Genomic DNA, 18,836 nt, shown 5'->3' with positions numbered 1-18,836 from the left:
TGCGCTATCGTTGGCTTGTCGGCGCCCCGTGAGGGGAATGCTGTACCCGCGAAGGTCAGCAATCTGAATTTCTATGCGGCGTGCGCGGGGCTTAACATCGGCTGCTGCCGGTTCGAATCATCTTCCCGCCGCTCGCACAAATCGGACGATATCGATTTGCATGACGGTTTTGCCGCTTCGTGTGCCACCTGTAAACCCGCCCCATCACGCAAGATAATTGCGTCATTGCAAAGTTTTGTTGCAACTTCATGCAATGATTTGCCAATCCATCGATAAATCGTTCGCTTAACCCATGCTTTTTCGGACGATGTTTTTCGGTTCCGCCGCTGGATTACCTCGTCCCAATCCCACCCGTTGGCCTTGCAGGTCGCATAGGCGATCAGCACGCGGCGCATCTCGTGATCGAAGACGTACTTCCCGAGCCAGGAGAATGCCTCTTCCATTCGGCTGATGCGCTGCGGAGAGCACTTGGCACGCCTGACGTCCGCATCGCTGATGGCGATATTCCGGTTGTAGGTATGGCTGCCATTGTTCTCGAAGAGCTCGGAAACCTCAAGGATCCAGACATCGATCGATCCGAACGCCGACGATGGCATGGCATTGCCGAATTGCTTCGGCCCTGTCCTGCCCGGCATGGCGATATCGGTCTCGCAGGCTTCGATGAGGCGCTCCAGGATGACGGTCGCAGGCTCTGACAGCTTCATGCCGACATTGGCCTCTCGGATCAGGTTATAGGACATGGCGCCTACCCAGTCGCGACCATCGGACTTCCAGAGCCTCCATTCGCCAATCCGATTGCCATCCCGGTCGACCTGATAGCCGTGGTAGATCCAGAGGGAGTTGTTGTTGACCTTCTGCCGGTTGGTGATGAGCACTGTCCGGCCGGCGACGTCGATGTATTGCTGACGCTCGGAAATCTTCATGCCGCATGTTCCTTTTCAATGATGGTATCGGCCAGTAGGCAGGCGATCACCGGCCATGTCTTGCTCATCCGCCCATAGCTGCCCGTGGTGAGGCGGTGAGCGCGTTTCTTGATCACTGCGATGTCTACGGCCCGGAAGGCGTTGAGCACGTCCGCTGGCTTCCTGTGGGCCATATGAGCCCCAATGAACTGCCAGACGCTCCAGATGACAACGTCGTCAAAGCAGGTTGGGTTGCTCTCCTGGATACAGCGGATGACGAGGCCAACGCGATCAATATCCTTTCGCATCAGGCGGGCCACAGTCCGTCCGCCATAGACTACGTTCGAGGGCCGCTCCTTCCAGCCCCTCGCCTCCGTGTAGGGCAGTACGCGAACACCATAGCCTTCCAGGAAGCGATGCACGTTGATGCCGTTCGGCGATCGAGGCCGACGCGGTGCTATTTCTTCGGGGAAGAGGGATGGATCGCTCAATCAATCACGCCCCTTCTCAGCGCGGCCGCAACCAGCGCCGTATCCTTGTAGACCTCGAACTTCGACATGATGATCGTCTTGTGCGCACGAACTGTTTCGTATGCCCGGCCGGTGATCATGGCTATCTCGTTGACGGTCTTGCCGTCGCAGATGAGGGCGAGAACTTCGAGTTCCGCCGGAGTGAGGTGGGGGTCGGTCATGCCGCACCTCTGCACTTCGTGTGGTGCTCCCGTTGCTCAATACCGAGTTTCCGGCGAATATTGGCCCATGTCCGCGCGGCGATTCCGTGCTTTTCAGCCAGTTCCTTGATCGGCATACCAGCATCATAGTCTCGCTTCATCGCCGCGAAGTTGTGAGCACGTGCCATAGCGCGATCAGGATCATACCATCCCTGCTCCTTGGCGACGGCAACGAACGTCTCGCGGCTACAATGGATCTCGCGGGCTATATCAGCAATGCTCCATCCATCCTCATAGAGCTTTCGGACCTTCGCCATGGTCACAGCGTCGGCGCGCAAGCGGACGAGCTTGGTCTGCTTCTCGGTGCAATGTCCCTTTTCTCGAAGCTGGAACTTGCGGACCGCGGCGACTGCGCAAGTATGATCCTTATTCACCAGCCTGCCGATATGGGGATAGGAGAGGTCGAAGGTCATCCGCAGCTCGTACATGATGCGCTGACGTGCATGGGTGACGTTCTTCGACCTGCTGGGGCCTATGACTTCTACGTACGAGACGCCCATCTCGATCGACCGGCGGCGAACGAACTCGACGTGCTTGTCCTTCTTCCTGCTCGCGAGATGCCATTGCCATGCCCTGACGTGCTCTTCGAAGCGGATCACCTCGCGCTTCCACAGCGGGCGCTCGACGACGACGTTCACGACTCTAAGTTCAACGGCGGGCTTTGCCGGCCGAACGGCCTTGACGGGGTTCATGAGGCGATTGCGCACCGCTGCGGCATGACTGATGCAGTCGGAGGCGGTTTCGAACTTGCGGGCGGTGCTGTTCATGCTGCTGTCTCCTTGCGCTCGACCTCGACTGTTTTCCCGCCGCCGCGAAACAACCTCTCCAACTGCGACTTCGCCAGCGCTCGCTTCGTCGTCGGCCCGGTGATCGCCTCCGAGACGATCGGGCTGTTCATCTGGCGGAGGAACTCATCCTTGGCCGCGGCCTCTGCTTCCTGCTCAGACGGGAAGATTATGTCGTCTCGACCGTCGCGGAGGATGCGGTTCTCGCCGTGGTGATATAATCTGATCCAGGCAATGAAGCCCGTGGGGCGCTTGAAGCTGCCGAATCCGCACTGGTTCATGCCGATTCCTTTCTGATCTTGAGGATGCCTGTTGGAACGTTGGTTCCAGCCTCGGAAAAGCTGCCGACTGGAAGGTCCGTCCATTGGCCCTGTAGCTCCTGATGATCGTAGTGAGCTGTCGCCGGAAGGATGGAGACGAGCGAGCCGCCTGGCTTCAGGAACTTGAGTGCATGATTGACGTGTTTGACGTAGTGCCGGCCGTAGAAAGGCGGGTTCATCACGACGAAGTCGAATTCCTCACGTGGCGGCTGTTCCAGGAAGTTGCCGGTTAGGACCGCATGGCCCTTGGCGCGGGCTTCAGCAGCTCGGCCGGCATGTACCTCAATGCCGAACGGGCGGCAGCCTCTCTCCCGCAGCTCGTCCAGGATTCGGCCGTCACCACAGGACGGCTCAAGCACCCTGTGCGCCGGCGCCTCACGTCCTGAGTAATCCTTGCGTGGGTAGATGCCGGCGACCTCCAAGGCTCGCGCTATGACGTCGGCGGGCGACCAGTAGAATTGAAGGTCTTTTGATACGGCTGTGCTTGCCTGCGGCTTTGCGTCTTCCTCCTCAGCGTCCGGCAGGACATCGCCGTAAAATTCCGCAAGCGCCCTGTTAATGTCGAGTAGCGATTCCGGGCTGAAGAATACGTGAGCGTTGCCATTCGAGAACTTGCGAACCGTCAGGCCGCGGTTCGGCGTGTAGATCACTTCATCCTTGCCGCCGCGAAACTTCTTCAGTTCCTTGCCATCAAGGACGGCGTCCTGGCCGATCCGGTGGCACGCGTCTATCTCGGCCAGCTCCTCGTATTCGATCTGAGGATCACCGCGATAGGCTGCGAGCGCATTGGCTATGTCACGGAACTTGTCCCTGCCCCAGCCGCTGCTGTAATCGCCCCAATAAACGATGACGCGCTTGGGAAGCCCCTTCACCCCGATCTTCACCTTGGAGTGAGACTTGTAGGCTGGATCCAGGTCGGCGAAAACCTCTGCAAGGCCGCGCAGGATATGGTAGCGGGGACGCATCAGATAATCGCCGAAGGTGGCCTTGGCGTTATCGAACGTCAATTCCGGCGGCTGCTCCAAGGTTCGTTCGAAAAGCTTCTTGTCCTTGGCGCTCGCGATGCGGTCGATCTGGAGCCGGTCATAGATTGCCTTCCAGCCAGACTTGAGCAGATTGGAGCGCAGTTCATTCGCTGAGACATATGGTCGATGCCTGGTGACCGGCGCTACGTACTTGCCCTGAACGCTTGCGGCCAGCTCCAGTTTGCTGAACGCCGCCTCGAATGAAGCGACCGCGTCGTCCATGGCGGCATTCTTCTCGTCGTACTCGTCGACGAGGTCGAGAACCGTGCGCTGTGTGACAAGCTGGTTCATGCTGCAAACTCCATCACGGCTATATCCGTCTGAGTCGGCTCTTCGATATGGTCGATATGCTCGCGTCCCCACATGCAGCTCAGATCGAAGACGACGCGCTTGCCGTAACTGGCTCCGGCATCGAGCAGCAGGCCTGTGAAGCAATCCGCGTCACTCTCGTTCGGCCAAACCTCAATTCTTGCTCCAGAATGCATCACGGCTATTTTCCCTTGCGGCGGATAGAAAAGAGGGCCTGGCCAATCAATGCGGCAGTTCATCAGAAAAGCTCCTTATCGCGCGCCGGCTGCAGCGGCTCGTAGCGGGTGTACTGGGCCTCGAAGCGAAGCTGTTCCCGAATGTTCGGATCGCCGAAGCGGCATTTGATGCTGCCGATCTCCGCGATGCCCTCGATATCTGAGCCGAATACCTTGTGGATCTTCTTCCAGTCCGCGTCGGTGGCGGCCGTCGCTACCCGGTCGGCCTTGTATTTCTCGGCGCGGTACAGGTAGATGATGCCATCATAGTCGGCCTTGGCGCCCTCACCCCCATACAGATCGGCCGAGATTGGCCGTGGGTTGTCTCGGCGGGTTCCGAAGCTGTTGCGCTGGTTCAGGACGAGAAACGCGCTCTGTGTCTCATCTGCGAGGGCCTTTAGCTCGACGGTCACTTCTCCGGAGATGCGATCAGGGGAGAGCTTGGCGTCCCGCGGTTTCACCTTGCCGATGTGGTCAAGGACGATCAGCGGCGTTCGGCCATTGGCGCGCTTCTTGATGAACCGGCGGGCGTAGGCGGTAAGCTGCCCTACCCCTTCCCGCTGGCAGCGGATGATCTCCAACGGCTGGCGCTCGATCCATGTAGCGAACTTGACGCACTGGTCCCGCTCGGTTTCGGTCATGAGCCTCATCGGCTCGTCTTGCTGCTTGACGCTGATGCCGTGAACCTGGGCAATCATCTGCCGGATGCACTGATAGGCAGACTGATCATAGGAGAGAAAGAGAACCGGATGGCCGGAGCGGATGGCGTGGAAGATGATCTGGATGGTGAGGGAGGTCTTGCCCTCGCCCGACGATGACAGGAGGCCATAGAGGTTGCCGCCGGCGAAGACCGATTCCGACAATACTCGCTTGATCTCTTCAAGGCCAATTGGAACGCCGATGAGACCATCTCGGCGAGAGGAAGCGTTGAAGGCGGTGAGATATTCGGAGCCGGGAGATTTGACGGCCACAGTCTCGGCAAAGCGCGAGCGCAGTTCCTTCAGCCTGACTTCCATCTGCTCGATTTCATCGCCGAGCGTCAGGAGCGTATGGCCTTCCTTCGCCATTGATGCGGCAAATTCAGCCTCTCGGACCAGTTGGCGGGCGAGAGACATACCCTTGATGATATCCAGGCTGCCATCAAGTTGAGACAGCGCGCGAGCGCCGGCTATCTGGAGCTTGCCGATATACTGGGCTGGGCTCATATCGCCCATGCCAGCGTCGAGCGGGATGAAAGGCTTGAGCGATACCGCGTTGATCCGCTGATGGCTGCTGTAGAGCTTCTGCGCGGCGGAGAAGACTATCTGATGCAGGGTCTCGGTGAAATCCGAGTCCTCCAGCCCGCATTCGTTGACGATCTCATTGTTCGCGAAGATGCTGGCAATGACTGTCTGCTCGGCTTCGATGACGTCGTCTTCGGTGATCTTGTCCATGAAGGTGGCGTGGGCGTTCATGCTGCAGCCTCATTGAATTTCAGGATTTCGTCGCCGAAGCCGTGCCAGCCGTCCCGCTGCTCGCGAGCGAAGACGTCAGCGCGGCGCGCGTGGGGCATTACCCGATCGCAGAGCGCGTAGAACTCATCCGGCTTGCGGCTGTGCTCGCGGGCGATTCCATCGAAGATGGTTTGGGGAATGACGGCCTGTTTCGGGTTGCCGAGCGTGGCGACAACGACCACCTCGCCGGTGGTGCGGACACGATAACCAGTCCCCATGCGAATCTTGCCGGCGGCCGTGGTCTTTCTCCAGACCAGAACGGATTTGTATTCGAAGCCCCAAGCCTTGACGCACTCGATAGCCAAAGGAAGCTGCGGAGCCGTTGCCCAGCAGTAAAGCAGGCAATCCATGCTGGCGAGCTTGCCGACAGGAAGCGCGAGGATCGCGTCATCCTTCATAAGGGCGTACTTTGCCAGCGCCGACTTCTTCGCGCCTTCCTTGCTGTAGAGATCGAAACCCCACGGCGGGTCGATGACGATGTGCTCGTAATGAAGGGGAACGAGGGGATCGAAGAACCAGGTCACGCCGCCCTCTCATTCCGCTGCATGCGCAGATCCATAAGCGGCTGATGGTAGCGTCCGGCATGAACCTTCATCTCGCGCACGCCCCAGCATATCGCCAAGGCGCAAGCTTCGGCCGCGTTGTGGCCTAGTGCCTTCTGAGGGGGGAGCTTGATGCCAAGCCGCTCGCATTCGCTGACGGCGGCGCTCTTCCAGTCCTTCTTGCCCTTGCTGTCGAGCGCGGGCTTGAACGTCTGACCGAAGAAGGCCTTGCGCCAGGTAGCCGGCGGCAAGGTTCCGTAGGGGATGCCGAAGTTGGCGATGGTGGAGACGATGGCCGTGGTGGCGATCCAAGGGTAAAGCATCGCGTCGGCGCTGGTGTTGCCGATCTTGGCGAGGGACTGCTCCTCGAGAACAACCCAATCTGGCCTACCATATTCACGGATGAGCGCTGTAACCTTCAGGCCGATCTGATCGCCGGTGTAATAGTGGTCGGCCTTATCCGGCATCTGCAGGACGCCGCACTTGATGTGCGCGTAGTTCCGGTCCACCTTCTGCTGGTCTGGGTCATAGACGCACCAGCCTGTAGATTTGGACGGGTCGAAGCCCATTATCATAACCACTATGCCCGCCCTCCCGCTTCCTGATGGCGTACTAGGCGATAGCCGGTGCCACGGATGGTTTCGATCGAGAAGCCGAGATCGTCCATGATGGGCCGGATCTGCGAGGCGTTGACCGCGATGATGTTCTTCTTGAGCTTGCGCCCGTTCCGATCGGGGAAGACGTCCCGCATGATGTTCTCGTTGGCCGCCATCAGCGGATAGGCATCGAGGAGGTACTTGGCGAAGACGAACTGCTTGCGCTTCATCAGCGCGGTCTTCGTGCCGACGGTAATCCTGCAGGTCGTCGGGTCCGCTAAGACTGTCACGCCTTCGACGAACTGCAGGCAGCAAGGGCAGATCATAGAGGTTGCCGGTGCTGACGGTTCTGGGAAACGCTCTACAATACTGGCTTGCATGTGGTGAACTCCGGAAGAAAAAGCTCCCGTCATTCGCGACGGGATAGGTGGTGCGGCTCAGCTGGGAGGAGGTAGCGAGCCGCCAGGGAACTCAGTTGGGCTTACCGGTTGGATTGGCGCCCGCGAAGGGGTCGGTGCCCGGCGTCACGGCAGGCTCTTCCTTGGTGACGGTCGCCTGCACGATCGACATTATTTCCGGCAACTGGGTATCGAACTCGGTCTTTCCGGCGTCGTACGATTCCAGCCAAAGCTTGTCGTCGACACTACCGCCGTCGAAACCGGACACGCGATCGAGGCCAAGGAGTCCAGCTTTGTAGCCCTTGGCGCGGATCATGGCCTCCTTGTCGACACGGTCACCAGCAGCAAACAGATCGCCAGCAGTGGAAGGAATGAGGCCCAACCACTCCAGATTTTCGCGATCCGACTTCAGCCGATCGACCGGCTTCTGATCGTCCTCGCCGAAATGGGCCTTGAGGTAGTGGTCGAACTTCTGACCGGTGAAGGACGCATCAGCGCCCTTGGCAAGCTTGCGATTGGCCGACTTCTCAGCCGCCGCCGCTCGGCGCGCTGTCTCCGCGGCAAGCTCCTTGCGGAAGTGGTAGGCGAACAGCTTCTGCCGCTGCTCGTCCGTCAATTTCTTGTTGTCACCGGCTACGCTCATTCGTCACCTTCCTTTTGCTCGCCTGACCTTTTCAGCCAGAGCTTCAACTTCACCCACCAGATCTTCAAAGCGATCATCGTTCCCTCGCACTTCCGCGATCTCCTTGCGGAGGTCGCTTATCTGTTGTTCGCAGTATTCGAGGTACGCGCCACGGATGGCGATGAACGCATCAACCGTGATCGACTTTGCCCTGCCCGCCCGCAGGTGCATGATCTGCCAGAAGGAAAGCCCGTGCTTGCGAGCAAGCCTCCTGATCGCGTTCTCGACATCTCCATTGCCGGCGGTTTCCCGCTCGACCATTCTCCTCACGTACTCGCTGGCAACTGCCGTACTCATGGCTTTTTGTCCCTGCTGCTTCTTTGTTGTTTTAGAAAACTCTGTCGGTACGAAATTCTCTGACACCGTGAATGCGCTCCTGCCGCCTTGGGGTTAGCTTCCTGGTGTCAGAGGAAGCGCACGGCCGGTTAGGTATTGCGTTCAGCCGCCGCCAGACGACTGAAAGGAAGCCCGCACGCCAAGCTTGGAACCGGAAGCGTTCGGGATGTTGATGTGGTGAATGTCGAGAGCCCCTTCGGGGGCGCCATAGTCTTCTTCGAGGCTTAGGCGTCCTGAGCTGCGGAAGACTGCCGCAAACATGCAGATGAAGAAGCCGCCAATGATGATGCCGAGAAGGATGCCGCCCGCCGTGATCATGAGAAAAAATACCTTTCGTCACGATGTCCGGCGGTAATCGCCAGCACGCAGCGGCGACGTTCAGCCATGATGGCCGTGGCGATACGCTCGTGGATCGTCCTCATAAATTCGATCTCTTCCCGCTTTTGCAGACGGGAAAGAACAAGCCCTTCCGTGCAGCGGGCTGCGGCTTCGCGAATGTCGTCCGGAATGAAGACGCGGGTCATGCCGCCTCCTCCGCGCTGATGGCGCGCTTGATGGCGTCAGGGTGGGCAGGAACCTCGAAAGGCATCCAGGCAATGGGCTGGTCGCTGTTCTCGCTGAAGCCAGCCCAACGGCCTGCAGACGTCTTCATGGCGGGGATCCAGTACGAGCGATGAACCTTGCCATCAGCCGTTGCCAGCCAGACCGGAGCGACATGATGCTCCTTGAACTGGCGATCCTGCTTTTCGCCATCGACAGTTACCTGCCGGGTGACGGTGACCTCTTTGCCGAGAGGCGCGGCAGTCATGTCGAAATTCCACTCCGAGATCAGGTCTCGGGCCTTCTGGAGGATTTCAGCGGTGGTGGTCATGCTGCGGTCTCCGCTGGACGCCCCTTGGCAGGTCGTGGAAGATTGCAGTTGCCAACGGAATCAACCGCAACCGCCAAGGAGCGAACTGGAATGAGTGACGAAACTGAGAAGCCGGTATTGTTTGACCTCGAAGAGGTGACGTACGACCGGGACATGGGGTACTGGCGTGGTACATTCCTCGCCAAAACTCGCTTGTGCGCGCCGTTCAAAATAAGCGTTTCCATAGCCGACTCCTCCTCTGGAACTATTGAAGGGGGCTATCCGCAGACGACGCCTGCTGAGATGGCTGGGGTTCGGCTTCGGGAGAAAGCCCACAAGGCTCTCCAGATGCTCGTAGAAGCATCTGCTCAAAATCTTCGGAAAGCCGACGATCTTCTTCCCGGCGCAGGCGGTCAGCCCTGACAGCCCGATGAGCGATTGCAGCTGCAAGCCACTCACCCGGATCAACGGAGCGATCCTTCTCGATGGCGACATAATCGCCGTCGAGACCAAGCACGAGAAGAAGCTGAAGGAGCTGCTGGCGACCAAGAAGCGCCGGCAGGCTTTCGAGTGCGTATTTCACGGGTTTGTTCGACTTCCAACGGTTGCGGAGATTCAGGAGACGCGACTGCAGAGCAGCAATCTCAAGTTCGAGCTCGCCTTCTGTGGGGACGGGATGCTGATTCATTCGCCTCTCCCAGCACGTACATTGAAGCTGACGATGTTTGTCGGGCTTCCATCGTCTCTTGCGATAACAGAGCCCTGCACCTCTAGAGAGCCGCGCTCGAAAGCTTCTGTGACCCGCTGGAAGACATGCTGAAGGTGGTCGTATTGCTTTTGACTGAGACCACCACGATCAAGGTAAAAGGCCAGAACACTGGCGACGAACTTGATGCTTTTGTCGCCCTTGTTCATTACCCGGATCAGCCAAGTGCAAACGTCCTGGATGTCAACCTTTTCGCCGCTGGGCGGATCGAAGGTGAATGTACTCATTGGCTTGGTCATTCGGCGTTCTCCGGTATCTCGAAGAAGAAGCGATCATCCCATTCGATGTCGCGGTCCTCGGCCGCAATCCGGATCGCCTTCATCTCGTCAAGGGATGGAGCCCCACCATTTTCCCAGCGGGACACGGTTGCCTGCGTCACCCCAGCCAGAGTTGAAAACTCAGCTTGGTTGACCTTGAAGACGTTCTTTCGGATGTGCTTCATCGTGCTCATGAAGCGGATAATATGCGCAAACGGATTATTTGCAAGCGCATTTTATCCGCGAACGCATTTTTGTTTATCCGCGCTCAGGAATAGCGTCTCGCCATGAAAACAATTCCTGACAAGATCCGCGCTATCATGGCTGCAAGCGGGTGGAAGCAGATGCAGCTGGCTGAGCACTTTGGCGTGTCGCAATCAACTGTGAACCGATGGCTGGCTGGTGCTGAGCCGGAAGGGCATCGACGGGATGCGATCAACGCGGAATATGACCGTCTCGCTGACGAAGGACCCAAGGCGGAGGAAAGCGACTGGCATCCGGTACCGGTGATGGGATTCATTGGCGCTGGCGCAGAAATCATGCCTGAGTTCGAACAGGTGCCTCCTGAGGGGATTGATCAGGTGCACGTACCATTCCCTTTACCGGACGATATGATCGCCTTGGAAGTAAGGGGGGATTCAATGCTGCCGGTCTACAAGGATGGGCATGTGATTGTGGTCTATCGAGATCAGAAGAAGCCCACGTCGGCGTTCTACGGAGAAGACGCCGCCGTAAAGACGACTGACGGCCGGCGCTTTCTGAAGACGGTCATGAAGGGGTCTCCGATCACCCTCATGTCTTTCAACGCGGCCCCGATCGAGAATGTTGCTCTCGACTGGATTGGTGAAATCTTCGCCGTCATCCCGAAGGCTCAGCTCAAGCGTGTCGACCGTTCAGGTGGCATCCAGGGTAATCTGAGGCTCGCGTGACGCGCGCGCGCAGCCTCTTGCTCTGCCCTTTATTCGCAGGGCTGCGCCCCGCACCCCCCAAGGAGCTTCGCCCCTTGACCCAAAGCGACGGCTTCGCCATCGCCGTTCTCACAGGGTGGCTCATCGTCGTCGCCAAACAGCCACGCCCCAAGCGAGGGAGCGTCGAGCTTTGCTTTTGAAGGGGGGACCACCGGAAAGGAAGGCGTTCCTGGTTTCATGCTGGAGGTGCGGCGGACATCGGCTTCCGCTTGAACAGCATAGGCCTCAGCGTGCCCTCTCTCGTCGAACCTGCCGAGGTCCATCGTCACTCCGTCTACCGTGATGCTGGATCGCCATTTGCATCGCCCCCTATCAAAGCGAACGTGCGTCGATACGCTGACGCTTCGAGATGATTCAGGTGGTGAGGACAGAGAAATACGCTGCGCGTGCGTGCTATCTATATGGCGAATGTCATTTTGGCCTGTGGGCGCTCCGGCATCCGGTGCCGGTTGGTCCCAAGATGATATGCCGGTTGGTCCCAAAGAACGATGACTCATGATCGCTTCCCTTGTGAGGTGAAATTCCAGACCAGTATTCAGGGCGATAAGATCTGCTGACCTTCCGCGTTTCGCCCAATCCTTCTGCCGGTGCCTCGAAAGCACACCGAACGTTTCAAGCACCACTAGAGCGTTACGAAGCGCTCTTTCTTTGATGTTGGCCGCATCAGCTAGAGACCCTTGCGTCTCTTTGCATTCATTCCCCTTGGTTGCGGCGGCAATCGCCATGACAACAGCCTTCAGTGTTCGGTCCTCGATCACCTGGCGCTTTGCCCATTTCATTGCAGATGCACTCATTCTCACTGCCTTCGGGTAAATTCCGATGCCCTGAGATTATCCGCCAATATCCGCCCGAGCAATAAATTTTATCCGTTTGCGCATTTTCTTGCTTGCTATTTATCCGTTTGCGCATAATATCCGTATCATCAACGCAGCCGATCGACCATCCCACGGGAAAGTCAGGACGGCGGCAGACACCAGAGCAAGGGATGATGGGGATGACCAAAACAGCGACGATCCAGATCAGCCATATCGAGCTGATGGCGCTGAAGAAGCTGGCACTGATCAACGGGGCGTTGGCGAAGTCGTTGAGCGGTGTGGCCGCGCAAGAGCAGGGAGCCCTTCTTCGGGTTCTCGTCGATGTCTGCAGCCGCGCCGATCTGGCAAGCGCCAAGGCAGGTGCGTGATGACCTGCACTTACTTCTTCGAAGAGCTTCAACTCCCCGGCCTCGGAACCGGCATGCTTCTCTACGGCAAGGCCGAACTGGTCGCCAATGACGAGCGCTATCCGGATGAGTTCCGGGTCGAGAATATCCAGATCGGCGACAAGTGGCTCCCCCGCGCTCCCCGAGATGGCGGCGGCACGTTCGAGCAGATGCTCTACGCCGCAATCGAGAAAGTTCTTTACGACGAGAAGACGGTCCACGGGCGCGAAGCCGCTCTGGAATGGGCGGACTTCGTCTCCGGTGAGGCTCCTGTCGTCCCCATGTTCAAGCGCCGTTCTGGTCTGGATGCGCTGGTTAGAGGAGCAAGCATCTGATGAGCGAGCACACCATTGAAATCGAGAAGGTGCCCGGCTTTGTCCTGCGCGATGCATGGATAGACGGCCTTATCTCGACGGAACAGTACAGCGAGGAAGTGAGGCGTCGTCAGGAAGTTCGGCAGGCTGAAGTTTATGAACTGCAGCGGACCCGCGAAGCCCTTGAGGGCCTTCTTGTTCAGGCTCTCCAGAGCAACGTCAATTCGGCCGCCAACGCGTGGGGCCTTGAGGCTATCACAAAGGCAAGGGCTGTGCTCGGTGGCCGGTGGGCACTGCAGTCGGCGGTGCTGTCATGAGCAATCGCACCTACGATTGGAACGGCCACACGGGCTTGCCGATATCCTACCCCGACCTGACTGACGAGCAGATGGCTGGCACTGTCCGCATGCTGATGCGGAATGACCTCTGCCACGAAGGCATCGTTTGCGGTGCTAGAGACCGGATCATGTGCCTCGTCAAAGAGACCGCCGCCAAAGATGCGGAGATAGCCAAGCTTCGCGAGGCTTTGGAACTCATCCTTCCGTTGGCGAAGGGCTACGCGGCCACGAACAATGTTGGGAACAACGGCGCTTACATTGCCCAAGCAGAAGCCGCGCTGGAAGGCGGTGCATCATGAGCCACACGCCCGGAGAATGGATCGTCAACGGCGACCAGATCGAAGTTAAGTCTGAGCATAACGATGGATACCGCATCTGCGACGTGTTCGGCCCTGACTACAAGGCGAATGGTCTTCTGATCGCCGCTTCACCTGACTTGCTCGCAGCATGCAAGCTGATGGTCGAGTGGCATGGGAAAAGGGAAAACAACGAAATTCTGATGTCCCCGTCTGAGCAGGAAGCGGAAGTTCGCAAGGCCATGGAAGCCATCGCCAAGGCGGAGGGCCGGTCATGACCAAGCATATCCCAACTGGCGGACCAGCCTTCCCGGTCGAGTGCAACATCGTGAGTGGCTACCGCGATGATTCCGGCATGACGCTTCGCGACTGGTTCGCCGGTAAGGCTCTTATGGGCCTCATGGCAAGCGAGCGCGCTACCGACGACGCTCAATATCAGCCTGATATGGCGGCTGATCGCGCCTATCGGATGGCCGACGCCATGCTGGCCGAGAAGTTCAAGGCTGAAGAGATCAACGCGCAGGCTGCAAGGGAGATTGAAGATGATCCCTTCTGAACGCTGTGATTTCAAATCCATGGGCGAATGCGCCTGCCCTACCGGCACCTGCCAGCAGCAGCCCACCACTCCGGCTCCTGTCGTTCAGGCGTCCAAGCGTGACGCTGCGGTGATCTGGGCTTTCTGCATCGTCATCGCACTGATCGGCGCGGGTACATACGAGGCGCTTCGAGCGCAGGAAATCATCTACCAACAGCAAGCGAGGGTCTGATGACCAGGATCGCAGAACTTCATTCCGAGGCCGAGCGTCTCGGCTCAATCACAGACCGTCTCGTCAAGCGCATGAACCCGGAAGGGTACATCGAATACCAGCTTCGGCAGGCAGTGTCGGACGCAATCAAGGAAATCGGCCGCGAACGCGCCATGGAAATCATCCGGGAGGCTGCAGAGTGACATACCTCTATCTCGACATCGAAACTATCCCTGCACAGGCGGATGAAGCCCGATCCCGCGTAGCAGCATCTGTCAAACCGCCGGCACAGATGAAGAAGGCAGACACCATCGCGGCATGGGAGAAGGAATCCAAGCCCGCTGCGATCGAGGAAGCCATCGCCAAAACGAGCTTCGATGCTGCCTACGGCGAAATCTGCTGCATCGGCTGGGCATTCGACGATGAAGCCCCGCAGTCTGTCTCCCGCATTGCTGCCGATGACGAGAAGGCCACTGTCCTTCGGTTTTTCCAGCGCCTTGAGCAGGGGTACACCCACCAAAGCCCCACGATCGTCGGCCACTACGTTGCAGGCTTCGATATCCGGTTCATCACTCGGCGTTGCATGATCCTCGGCATTCGTCTTCCGTCCTTCTGGCCTCTCGATCCGAAGCCTTGGGATGACAAGGTGTTCGACACCATGACGGCATGGTCCGGTGTCCGCGATACGATCAGCATGGAAAATCTGTGCCAGGCGCTCGGCATCCCCGGCAAAGGCGATATCGACGGCTCCATGGTCGCGCAGCTCTTCGCGGAAGGAAAGCACGAGGTCATAGCCGACTATTGCCGCGGCGATATCTGCCGCACACGCGAGATCCACAAGAAGATGCTCTTCACATTCGGGGAGGCCGCTTGATGGCTACCACCGAAGACATCAAGCTGCTGTTCTCGGAGTTCCCGCGCGATGCCATCAGCTGGCGTGCCCAGACCGTCACCAAGAACGGCGACAAGGCCATGGCACTCGCCTACATCGATGCTCGCGACGTGATGGACCGTCTCGATAGCATCGTCGGTTCTGACAACTGGCAGGACCGCTACGAGTTCAGCGGACCTCGCACCATCTGCTACCTGTCGATCAAGGTAGGTGATGAATGGATTACCAAGGCAGATGGTGCCGGCGACACTGACGTTGAAGCCGAGAAGGGCGCCATATCTGACGCTTTCAAGCGCGCCGCGGTGAAGTGGGGCATCGGCCGATATCTCTATTCCCTGCCGACGCCGTGGGTTCCCTGCGAGAGCTACGAATCCGGCGGGAAGCTACGCTGGCGCAAATGGACGGATGATCCGTGGAACCACATTCGCACGCCGAATGCTCCATCGGTCAGCGCCGCCCAGATGAAGCGCGGCCTTGAAGAGATCGAGCGCGACCTCCTCGACTGCCACACCATCGCCGATGTCAACAAGCTGGCAAAGTCTTGGGGCTCGCAGATGGACAGAGACGGGTGGTCAAAGGACTACCGCGATATCGCCACCCCGAAATTCGGCGCTCGCCGTGAATCCCTTCAGAAGGAAGCCGCCTGATGACCAACCGTTACGACGCCGTGGCTGTGCGCCGCTACAAGGATAACCAGGGCAACGACAAGGCCACCTTCACGACGATCGGCGTTGCCTTCGCGATGCGGGACAAGGACGGCTACACCGTTCGCCTCAACGCCGTGCCGGCGCCCGTAGACGGCGAATTCGTCATTCTGCTGATGCCACCAAAGGAAAAGGGCGAAACGCGCTCTGGCGGCCAGTCTCGTGGCGAAGCACAGGGTCGCCAAGCCAACTTCTCGCAGGATATGGACGACGATATTCCGTTCGCCCCGGAGTTCCGCTGATGACCCGCGCCCTCGTCGTTATCCAGACACAGGCAGATCGGGACAGGGCAGCACGCTGGGCGCAAGGCGTTCCCGTGGGCAGTCGTATTGAGTTCAAGGAGACAAAGCGCTCCTTGCCTCAGAATGACCGCCTGTGGGCTATGCTGACGGATATCTCCGCTCACATGAAGAAGCTCGGCCGAGATCACACCCCCGATCAGTGGAAGGTGATCTTCATGGCCGCCTACGGCCACGAGGTGAAATTTCTTCCGACGCTTGACCAGAAGTCTTTCATCCCGCTCGGGCACTCCTCGTCAGACCTCTCCGTCAGGGAAATGACGGACCTTATCGAATTCATGCTCGCGTGGGGCGCTGAAGCTGGCGTCGAGTTCAATGACCCGAAAGAACAACCCAATTCCGGCTCCGACTCCCAGCCGGATAAAGACGAGGACTCCCCCTCCTCGTCTCAGGAGCCTGCTGACCCGCCCCCGTTGGCAGGCTCCTCCCCCATTGCTCCGCAAGCATGGCTTCTGGCCGTCAGCAAGATGCTCTGGGCAGCGACCAACTACGGCGGCGATATCGAGGTGCTGAAAGCGCAAAAGGTTGCTGCCATGTCTTCCTTCGAGGTTCCGACCGCAGAAGGCTACGCAGCCAAGGCAAACGGCGTCTATGGCTACTGCCGGCAGGTTGTCCTCAAGGAGATGAGCAAGGCTGATGGCTTGGCGATGGTGGCAGGTGTCGTGGGCGTAGACCAGCACGAGATCGGCGGTGCCGCATGAGCCGCAGCGTGGAAGAATGGATAGGCAACAGCGATGACGCCAAGGTGCCTCCTCGCGTCCGTCAGCGCGTGTTCGACGCTCACGGCGGTGTCTGCCACCTGACGGGCAGAAAGATCGCCCCAGGCGAAGCTTGGGAGCTTGAGCACGTACATGCGCTCATCCTCGGCGGCCAGCATCGCGAGACGAACCTAGCGCCAGCCTTGAAGGAAGCCCACAAGGCAAAGACTGCGATGGAGATGGGCGTCAAGGCCAAGATCGCCCGCACCCGCCAAAAGCACATCGGCATCAAGAAATCGGCTGGTGGCTTCAACAAGCGCTTCAAACGGAAAATGAACGGCGAGGTAATTGACACTCGCACTGGGGAGATCGTGTCCAGATGACCGACCGCATTTCAGAATACCTCAACCGAGTCCCCGGAGCTTATCAGGCGGATGACGGTAGGCGGTACTGGACGAGAGAGCAGGTTGTGGAGGCTGTGAAGGAGTGCGGGTCCCCACCGCCCCAGACACAAATGGTGGCGGGCAAATTCTCCCTCGGCGCCCGCGTCCGCAAGACCAAGGGCTCATCCTGGCAGGGTCGCATCGTCGGCTTCTACAGCACCGAATTGACGCCAATCGGTTACGCCGTCGAGAGCGAGCGCGAACCCGGTTCAGTTCAAATTTACCCTGAAGCCGCCCTCGCCAAACTGGAGGACCAGCCATGAGCGAACACAAGAGCCATATCGGCCACAGCCTTGAGAACGACACCTGGTTCGTTCGTGTGTACGGCTTCGAGACTGAGGCCGCTGCGCAAGCTTATCAGACGTCCAAAGCATCGCCTGCGGATCATGTGGCGGTGACCTACGACCACATCGAACGCCTTCAGCGCGCGGTGGAAGGGGAATGCGACGGGCTGATGATCGACGGCGGACAGGCGCTCGCGATCCTCTCGTACGTGTTCCATGAAACGCCGTCGAATCCTCCCACTGATCAAACGGCAGGGAGCAAGCCGATAGCTTTGATTTCGGAAGGTGCCTTACGTCATCTCCTTCAGGACACCGGGGGTACTTTCCGAATCTCGGCGCCGAAATGGCCGACCAAGACCGAAACAGTTCCACTTTACCTCGCCCCGCCGCCAGCCACAGATCAAACGGTGGCGACCAAGTCGGAATCCACCGTTGATCAAACGGCAGGGAGCAAGTTCGGCTCAATTTTCCCAAGAAAGTCGCCGGAAGAAGTGTCGCGCGATCCGGCGTATCGAAAGGTTCAGCAAGAACTTTCCGGCCTTCGCGCCTCTATCGAGGGAATAGAGACAGCCCCCACGGATCATGTGATGGCGGGTGACGCGGTCGATAAAGCCCGAGCTTGTGACGCCGCGCAGGCGTCTTACGGCAAGGGATTCGCCAAGGCGACACAGCAGGCGATCTCAGCAGTTCAGACTTTCAGATGCGACACAGGTGAGTTCTTGCCGCGTGATAGCCTCGTCTCGGCACTCCGCGCCGCTCTCTCCGCACCGGAGGCAGAGGGATGATCGAAGGCCGCTCAGTCAAAGACGACGAAATCCACGCTCGCCTCGTCGAGGCTATCGAGAAGCCGGAACGCGCCCACCTGTGGGTTCCGGCTGACGCTATCGAGTTTACGCCGCACGTCCTTCCGCTCGTCTATGGCGATGGCCGCGCGCTCTTCACCATTGCGACGATCAACCAGCGCCCCGCCTATTGGGTCATCAGGGGCTGCAGCACATGGGGCTGCGACATGGATGGTGGAGATGCGACCGGTCCCGACTTCGGCGAAATGACCGATGATTTCCTGACCGATCTTGAAGAGCACTTCGGAAGCGGACGTTGCGGGTACTCAGGTGAGAGCCTTTTCTTCCCGAAGGGAGAGCGGCACTGCGACTGCGAAGAATGCCAGGATGACTATGTTGCATCGTGGCCGGAGGTTGACGGCTGCGGCGGCTGTAGCTGGTCACGTTGCGATTGGCCTGATGGCTTCGACGTCGAGCCAAATCCGCTATCTCGCTGGGGCGGCAATCTGCTCAAGCTTCCCCCATCACCCATTAAGAGCAGGATGGGGGCCGGCGACCATGACTAGAGGACCCTGCAGCGTTGAAGGCTGCGAAAAGCCGATAGATGGTCGAGGGTATTGCAAAGCCCACTACCGCCGCTGGCAACGGCACGGCGACCCACTCAG

Annotated in this window: 36 protein-coding genes and 1 pseudogene; 17 read left to right on the top strand and 20 right to left on the bottom strand. The window is 58.9% G+C overall.

The window, feature by feature from the left end; all coding sequences use genetic code 11:
* Window positions 1-71: 71 nt before the first annotated feature.
* From ACQZ5H_RS05000 to ACQZ5H_RS04910, 19 genes are all read right to left on the bottom strand, one after another.
* Window positions 72-923 carry a hypothetical protein gene (locus ACQZ5H_RS05000; RefSeq protein WP_449096887.1) on the bottom strand — a complete coding sequence of 284 codons (852 nt, stop codon included), beginning with the start codon at window positions 921-923 and terminating at the stop codon, window positions 72-74.
* On the bottom strand, window positions 920-1,393 hold the full coding sequence (locus ACQZ5H_RS04995; RefSeq protein ID WP_449096886.1) for a hypothetical protein: 474 nt from the start codon (window positions 1,391-1,393) through the stop codon (window positions 920-922). Before ACQZ5H_RS04995 ends, ACQZ5H_RS05000 begins: the two co-directional genes overlap by 4 nt.
* Entirely contained in the window at window positions 1,390-1,593 is a 204-nt protein-coding gene (locus tag ACQZ5H_RS04990; protein WP_449096885.1) for a response regulator transcription factor, read from the bottom strand. Before ACQZ5H_RS04990 ends, ACQZ5H_RS04995 begins: the two co-directional genes overlap by 4 nt.
* Window positions 1,590-2,399 (bottom strand): helix-turn-helix domain-containing protein, encoded by an 810-nt coding sequence (locus tag ACQZ5H_RS04985; protein ID WP_449096884.1) that lies wholly within the window; start codon window positions 2,397-2,399, stop codon window positions 1,590-1,592. Before ACQZ5H_RS04985 ends, ACQZ5H_RS04990 begins: the two co-directional genes overlap by 4 nt.
* Window positions 2,396-2,698, bottom strand: a complete 303-nt coding sequence (locus tag ACQZ5H_RS04980; RefSeq protein ID WP_449096883.1) for a hypothetical protein — start codon at window positions 2,696-2,698, stop codon at window positions 2,396-2,398. Before ACQZ5H_RS04980 ends, ACQZ5H_RS04985 begins: the two co-directional genes overlap by 4 nt.
* Window positions 2,695-4,053 carry a DUF4942 domain-containing protein gene (locus tag ACQZ5H_RS04975; protein ID WP_449096882.1) on the bottom strand — a complete coding sequence of 453 codons (1,359 nt, stop codon included), beginning with the start codon at window positions 4,051-4,053 and terminating at the stop codon, window positions 2,695-2,697. The genes ACQZ5H_RS04980 and ACQZ5H_RS04975 overlap by 4 nt, the downstream gene beginning before the upstream one ends.
* Window positions 4,050-4,310: a hypothetical protein gene (locus ACQZ5H_RS04970; protein ID WP_449096881.1), complete on the bottom strand. Its 261-nt coding sequence runs from the start codon at window positions 4,308-4,310 to the stop codon at window positions 4,050-4,052. Before ACQZ5H_RS04970 ends, ACQZ5H_RS04975 begins: the two co-directional genes overlap by 4 nt.
* Window positions 4,310-5,740, bottom strand: coding sequence for a DnaB-like helicase C-terminal domain-containing protein (locus ACQZ5H_RS04965; protein ID WP_449096880.1), 1,431 nt, complete (start codon window positions 5,738-5,740; stop codon window positions 4,310-4,312). The genes ACQZ5H_RS04970 and ACQZ5H_RS04965 overlap by 1 nt, the downstream gene beginning before the upstream one ends.
* Window positions 5,737-6,303: an MT-A70 family methyltransferase gene (locus ACQZ5H_RS04960; protein WP_449096879.1), complete on the bottom strand. Its 567-nt coding sequence runs from the start codon at window positions 6,301-6,303 to the stop codon at window positions 5,737-5,739. The genes ACQZ5H_RS04965 and ACQZ5H_RS04960 overlap by 4 nt, the downstream gene beginning before the upstream one ends.
* Window positions 6,300-6,890, bottom strand: a complete 591-nt coding sequence (locus ACQZ5H_RS04955) for a hypothetical protein (protein WP_449096878.1) — start codon at window positions 6,888-6,890, stop codon at window positions 6,300-6,302. Before ACQZ5H_RS04955 ends, ACQZ5H_RS04960 begins: the two co-directional genes overlap by 4 nt.
* An 11-nt stretch (window positions 6,891-6,901) precedes the next feature.
* Entirely contained in the window at window positions 6,902-7,297 is a 396-nt protein-coding gene (locus ACQZ5H_RS04950; RefSeq protein ID WP_449096877.1) for a hypothetical protein, read from the bottom strand.
* Window positions 7,298-7,388: 91 nt separating this feature from the next.
* Window positions 7,389-7,958, bottom strand: coding sequence for a hypothetical protein (locus tag ACQZ5H_RS04945; protein ID WP_449096876.1), 570 nt, complete (start codon window positions 7,956-7,958; stop codon window positions 7,389-7,391).
* 3 nt (window positions 7,959-7,961) lie between these two features.
* Window positions 7,962-8,360 carry a hypothetical protein gene (locus ACQZ5H_RS04940; RefSeq protein WP_449096875.1) on the bottom strand — a complete coding sequence of 133 codons (399 nt, stop codon included), beginning with the start codon at window positions 8,358-8,360 and terminating at the stop codon, window positions 7,962-7,964.
* Between the two features lie 75 nt (window positions 8,361-8,435).
* The gene (locus ACQZ5H_RS04935) at window positions 8,436-8,651 is read right to left on the bottom strand and encodes a hypothetical protein (RefSeq protein WP_449096874.1); all 216 of its coding nucleotides are present in this window, start codon (window positions 8,649-8,651) and stop codon (window positions 8,436-8,438) included.
* Window positions 8,648-8,857 (bottom strand): hypothetical protein, encoded by a 210-nt coding sequence (locus tag ACQZ5H_RS04930; RefSeq protein ID WP_449096873.1) that lies wholly within the window; start codon window positions 8,855-8,857, stop codon window positions 8,648-8,650. Before ACQZ5H_RS04930 ends, ACQZ5H_RS04935 begins: the two co-directional genes overlap by 4 nt.
* A complete protein-coding gene (locus ACQZ5H_RS04925; protein WP_449096872.1) occupies window positions 8,854-9,204 on the bottom strand; it encodes a hypothetical protein in 351 nt (116 codons plus the stop codon). Before ACQZ5H_RS04925 ends, ACQZ5H_RS04930 begins: the two co-directional genes overlap by 4 nt.
* Window positions 9,205-9,448: 244 nt before the next feature.
* Entirely contained in the window at window positions 9,449-9,871 is a 423-nt protein-coding gene (locus ACQZ5H_RS04920) for a hypothetical protein (RefSeq protein WP_449096871.1), read from the bottom strand.
* A complete protein-coding gene (locus tag ACQZ5H_RS04915; protein WP_449096870.1) occupies window positions 9,868-10,188 on the bottom strand; it encodes a hypothetical protein in 321 nt (106 codons plus the stop codon). Before ACQZ5H_RS04915 ends, ACQZ5H_RS04920 begins: the two co-directional genes overlap by 4 nt.
* A complete protein-coding gene (locus tag ACQZ5H_RS04910; RefSeq protein WP_449096869.1) occupies window positions 10,185-10,400 on the bottom strand; it encodes a helix-turn-helix domain-containing protein in 216 nt (71 codons plus the stop codon). The genes ACQZ5H_RS04915 and ACQZ5H_RS04910 overlap by 4 nt, the downstream gene beginning before the upstream one ends.
* A gap of 93 nt (window positions 10,401-10,493) precedes the next feature.
* Between ACQZ5H_RS04910 and ACQZ5H_RS04905 the strand changes: the two genes are divergently transcribed.
* Window positions 10,494-11,135 (top strand): S24 family peptidase, encoded by a 642-nt coding sequence (locus tag ACQZ5H_RS04905; RefSeq protein WP_449096868.1) that lies wholly within the window; start codon window positions 10,494-10,496, stop codon window positions 11,133-11,135.
* A 29-nt stretch (window positions 11,136-11,164) separates the two neighbouring features.
* On the opposite strand, the gene ACQZ5H_RS04900 is transcribed toward ACQZ5H_RS04905, so the two are convergent.
* A complete protein-coding gene (locus ACQZ5H_RS04900; RefSeq protein ID WP_449096867.1) occupies window positions 11,165-11,968 on the bottom strand; it encodes a hypothetical protein in 804 nt (267 codons plus the stop codon).
* A gap of 200 nt (window positions 11,969-12,168) precedes the next feature.
* Here ACQZ5H_RS04900 and ACQZ5H_RS04895 point away from each other — a divergent pair, with 200 nt between their 5' ends.
* From ACQZ5H_RS04895 to ACQZ5H_RS04820, 16 genes and pseudogenes are all read left to right on the top strand, one after another.
* Window positions 12,169-12,357, top strand: coding sequence for a hypothetical protein (locus ACQZ5H_RS04895; RefSeq protein WP_449096866.1), 189 nt, complete (start codon window positions 12,169-12,171; stop codon window positions 12,355-12,357).
* Window positions 12,357-12,710, top strand: coding sequence for a hypothetical protein (locus ACQZ5H_RS04890; protein ID WP_449096865.1), 354 nt, complete (start codon window positions 12,357-12,359; stop codon window positions 12,708-12,710). The genes ACQZ5H_RS04895 and ACQZ5H_RS04890 overlap by 1 nt, the downstream gene beginning before the upstream one ends.
* On the top strand, window positions 12,710-13,006 hold the full coding sequence (locus tag ACQZ5H_RS04885) for a hypothetical protein (protein WP_449096864.1): 297 nt from the start codon (window positions 12,710-12,712) through the stop codon (window positions 13,004-13,006). Before ACQZ5H_RS04890 ends, ACQZ5H_RS04885 begins: the two co-directional genes overlap by 1 nt.
* A complete protein-coding gene (locus ACQZ5H_RS04880; protein ID WP_449096863.1) occupies window positions 13,003-13,326 on the top strand; it encodes a hypothetical protein in 324 nt (107 codons plus the stop codon). Before ACQZ5H_RS04885 ends, ACQZ5H_RS04880 begins: the two co-directional genes overlap by 4 nt.
* The gene (locus ACQZ5H_RS04875; RefSeq protein ID WP_449096862.1) at window positions 13,323-13,601 is read left to right on the top strand and encodes a hypothetical protein; all 279 of its coding nucleotides are present in this window, start codon (window positions 13,323-13,325) and stop codon (window positions 13,599-13,601) included. The genes ACQZ5H_RS04880 and ACQZ5H_RS04875 overlap by 4 nt, the downstream gene beginning before the upstream one ends.
* Window positions 13,598-13,879, top strand: coding sequence for a hypothetical protein (locus tag ACQZ5H_RS04870; protein WP_449096861.1), 282 nt, complete (start codon window positions 13,598-13,600; stop codon window positions 13,877-13,879). Before ACQZ5H_RS04875 ends, ACQZ5H_RS04870 begins: the two co-directional genes overlap by 4 nt.
* Window positions 13,866-14,090 (top strand): hypothetical protein, encoded by a 225-nt coding sequence (locus ACQZ5H_RS04865; protein ID WP_449096860.1) that lies wholly within the window; start codon window positions 13,866-13,868, stop codon window positions 14,088-14,090. Before ACQZ5H_RS04870 ends, ACQZ5H_RS04865 begins: the two co-directional genes overlap by 14 nt.
* Window positions 14,090-14,272, top strand: a complete 183-nt coding sequence (locus ACQZ5H_RS04860; protein WP_449096859.1) for a hypothetical protein — start codon at window positions 14,090-14,092, stop codon at window positions 14,270-14,272. Before ACQZ5H_RS04865 ends, ACQZ5H_RS04860 begins: the two co-directional genes overlap by 1 nt.
* On the top strand, window positions 14,269-14,943 hold the full coding sequence (locus ACQZ5H_RS04855) for a ribonuclease H-like domain-containing protein (protein WP_449096858.1): 675 nt from the start codon (window positions 14,269-14,271) through the stop codon (window positions 14,941-14,943). The genes ACQZ5H_RS04860 and ACQZ5H_RS04855 overlap by 4 nt, the downstream gene beginning before the upstream one ends.
* On the top strand, window positions 14,943-15,608 hold the full coding sequence (locus ACQZ5H_RS04850) for a Rad52/Rad22 family DNA repair protein (protein WP_449096857.1): 666 nt from the start codon (window positions 14,943-14,945) through the stop codon (window positions 15,606-15,608). Before ACQZ5H_RS04855 ends, ACQZ5H_RS04850 begins: the two co-directional genes overlap by 1 nt.
* Window positions 15,608-15,907: a hypothetical protein gene (locus ACQZ5H_RS04845; RefSeq protein ID WP_449096856.1), complete on the top strand. Its 300-nt coding sequence runs from the start codon at window positions 15,608-15,610 to the stop codon at window positions 15,905-15,907. The genes ACQZ5H_RS04850 and ACQZ5H_RS04845 overlap by 1 nt, the downstream gene beginning before the upstream one ends.
* Window positions 15,907-16,665, top strand: a complete 759-nt coding sequence (locus tag ACQZ5H_RS04840) for a recombination protein NinB (protein ID WP_449096855.1) — start codon at window positions 15,907-15,909, stop codon at window positions 16,663-16,665. The genes ACQZ5H_RS04845 and ACQZ5H_RS04840 overlap by 1 nt, the downstream gene beginning before the upstream one ends.
* On the top strand, window positions 16,662-17,045 hold the full coding sequence (locus ACQZ5H_RS04835; RefSeq protein WP_449096854.1) for an HNH endonuclease: 384 nt from the start codon (window positions 16,662-16,664) through the stop codon (window positions 17,043-17,045). Before ACQZ5H_RS04840 ends, ACQZ5H_RS04835 begins: the two co-directional genes overlap by 4 nt.
* 146 nt (window positions 17,046-17,191) lie before the next feature.
* Window positions 17,192-17,368: pseudogene (locus tag ACQZ5H_RS04830) on the top strand (hypothetical protein); the annotation flags it as partial.
* Window positions 17,365-18,174, top strand: a complete 810-nt coding sequence (locus ACQZ5H_RS04825) for a hypothetical protein (protein ID WP_449096853.1) — start codon at window positions 17,365-17,367, stop codon at window positions 18,172-18,174. The pseudogene ACQZ5H_RS04830 and the gene ACQZ5H_RS04825, both read left to right, overlap by 4 nt.
* The gene (locus ACQZ5H_RS04820) at window positions 18,171-18,737 is read left to right on the top strand and encodes a hypothetical protein (RefSeq protein ID WP_449096852.1); all 567 of its coding nucleotides are present in this window, start codon (window positions 18,171-18,173) and stop codon (window positions 18,735-18,737) included. The genes ACQZ5H_RS04825 and ACQZ5H_RS04820 overlap by 4 nt, the downstream gene beginning before the upstream one ends.
* Window positions 18,738-18,836: the final 99 nt, after the last annotated feature.

The sequence above is a fragment of the Rhizobium sp. 21-4511-3d genome (assembly GCF_053522545.1).
This window is presented reverse-complemented; position numbering and strand designations above follow the sequence as displayed.

Coding starts and splice junctions, on each gene's coding strand:
- ACQZ5H_RS04835 (WP_449096854.1), top strand. CDS start 16,662: ATGAGCCGCAGCGTGGAAGAATGGATAGGCAACAGCGATGACGCCAAG.
- ACQZ5H_RS04985 (WP_449096884.1), bottom strand. CDS start 2,399: ATGAACAGCACCGCCCGCAAGTTCGAAACCGCCTCCGACTGCATCAGT.
- ACQZ5H_RS04885 (WP_449096864.1), top strand. CDS start 12,710: ATGAGCGAGCACACCATTGAAATCGAGAAGGTGCCCGGCTTTGTCCTG.
- ACQZ5H_RS04895 (WP_449096866.1), top strand. CDS start 12,169: ATGACCAAAACAGCGACGATCCAGATCAGCCATATCGAGCTGATGGCG.
- ACQZ5H_RS04865 (WP_449096860.1), top strand. CDS start 13,866: ATGATCCCTTCTGAACGCTGTGATTTCAAATCCATGGGCGAATGCGCC.
- ACQZ5H_RS04880 (WP_449096863.1), top strand. CDS start 13,003: ATGAGCAATCGCACCTACGATTGGAACGGCCACACGGGCTTGCCGATA.
- ACQZ5H_RS04965 (WP_449096880.1), bottom strand. CDS start 5,740: ATGAACGCCCACGCCACCTTCATGGACAAGATCACCGAAGACGACGTC.
- ACQZ5H_RS04950 (WP_449096877.1), bottom strand. CDS start 7,297: ATGCAAGCCAGTATTGTAGAGCGTTTCCCAGAACCGTCAGCACCGGCA.
- ACQZ5H_RS04920 (WP_449096871.1), bottom strand. CDS start 9,871: ATGAATCAGCATCCCGTCCCCACAGAAGGCGAGCTCGAACTTGAGATT.
- ACQZ5H_RS05000 (WP_449096887.1), bottom strand. CDS start 923: ATGAAGATTTCCGAGCGTCAGCAATACATCGACGTCGCCGGCCGGACA.
- ACQZ5H_RS04935 (WP_449096874.1), bottom strand. CDS start 8,651: ATGATCACGGCGGGCGGCATCCTTCTCGGCATCATCATTGGCGGCTTC.
- ACQZ5H_RS04840 (WP_449096855.1), top strand. CDS start 15,907: ATGACCCGCGCCCTCGTCGTTATCCAGACACAGGCAGATCGGGACAGG.
- ACQZ5H_RS04820 (WP_449096852.1), top strand. CDS start 18,171: ATGATCGAAGGCCGCTCAGTCAAAGACGACGAAATCCACGCTCGCCTC.
- ACQZ5H_RS04900 (WP_449096867.1), bottom strand. CDS start 11,968: ATGAGTGCATCTGCAATGAAATGGGCAAAGCGCCAGGTGATCGAGGAC.
- ACQZ5H_RS04955 (WP_449096878.1), bottom strand. CDS start 6,890: ATGGGCTTCGACCCGTCCAAATCTACAGGCTGGTGCGTCTATGACCCA.
- ACQZ5H_RS04845 (WP_449096856.1), top strand. CDS start 15,608: ATGACCAACCGTTACGACGCCGTGGCTGTGCGCCGCTACAAGGATAAC.
- ACQZ5H_RS04850 (WP_449096857.1), top strand. CDS start 14,943: ATGGCTACCACCGAAGACATCAAGCTGCTGTTCTCGGAGTTCCCGCGC.
- ACQZ5H_RS04860 (WP_449096859.1), top strand. CDS start 14,090: ATGACCAGGATCGCAGAACTTCATTCCGAGGCCGAGCGTCTCGGCTCA.
- ACQZ5H_RS04930 (WP_449096873.1), bottom strand. CDS start 8,857: ATGACCCGCGTCTTCATTCCGGACGACATTCGCGAAGCCGCAGCCCGC.
- ACQZ5H_RS04975 (WP_449096882.1), bottom strand. CDS start 4,053: ATGAACCAGCTTGTCACACAGCGCACGGTTCTCGACCTCGTCGACGAG.
- ACQZ5H_RS04825 (WP_449096853.1), top strand. CDS start 17,365: ATGAGCGAACACAAGAGCCATATCGGCCACAGCCTTGAGAACGACACC.
- ACQZ5H_RS04945 (WP_449096876.1), bottom strand. CDS start 7,958: ATGAGCGTAGCCGGTGACAACAAGAAATTGACGGACGAGCAGCGGCAG.
- ACQZ5H_RS04875 (WP_449096862.1), top strand. CDS start 13,323: ATGAGCCACACGCCCGGAGAATGGATCGTCAACGGCGACCAGATCGAA.
- ACQZ5H_RS04925 (WP_449096872.1), bottom strand. CDS start 9,204: ATGACCACCACCGCTGAAATCCTCCAGAAGGCCCGAGACCTGATCTCG.
- ACQZ5H_RS04890 (WP_449096865.1), top strand. CDS start 12,357: ATGACCTGCACTTACTTCTTCGAAGAGCTTCAACTCCCCGGCCTCGGA.
- ACQZ5H_RS04915 (WP_449096870.1), bottom strand. CDS start 10,188: ATGACCAAGCCAATGAGTACATTCACCTTCGATCCGCCCAGCGGCGAA.
- ACQZ5H_RS04970 (WP_449096881.1), bottom strand. CDS start 4,310: ATGAACTGCCGCATTGATTGGCCAGGCCCTCTTTTCTATCCGCCGCAA.
- ACQZ5H_RS04905 (WP_449096868.1), top strand. CDS start 10,494: ATGAAAACAATTCCTGACAAGATCCGCGCTATCATGGCTGCAAGCGGG.
- ACQZ5H_RS04980 (WP_449096883.1), bottom strand. CDS start 2,698: ATGAACCAGTGCGGATTCGGCAGCTTCAAGCGCCCCACGGGCTTCATT.
- ACQZ5H_RS04910 (WP_449096869.1), bottom strand. CDS start 10,400: ATGAGCACGATGAAGCACATCCGAAAGAACGTCTTCAAGGTCAACCAA.
- ACQZ5H_RS04990 (WP_449096885.1), bottom strand. CDS start 1,593: ATGACCGACCCCCACCTCACTCCGGCGGAACTCGAAGTTCTCGCCCTC.
- ACQZ5H_RS04870 (WP_449096861.1), top strand. CDS start 13,598: ATGACCAAGCATATCCCAACTGGCGGACCAGCCTTCCCGGTCGAGTGC.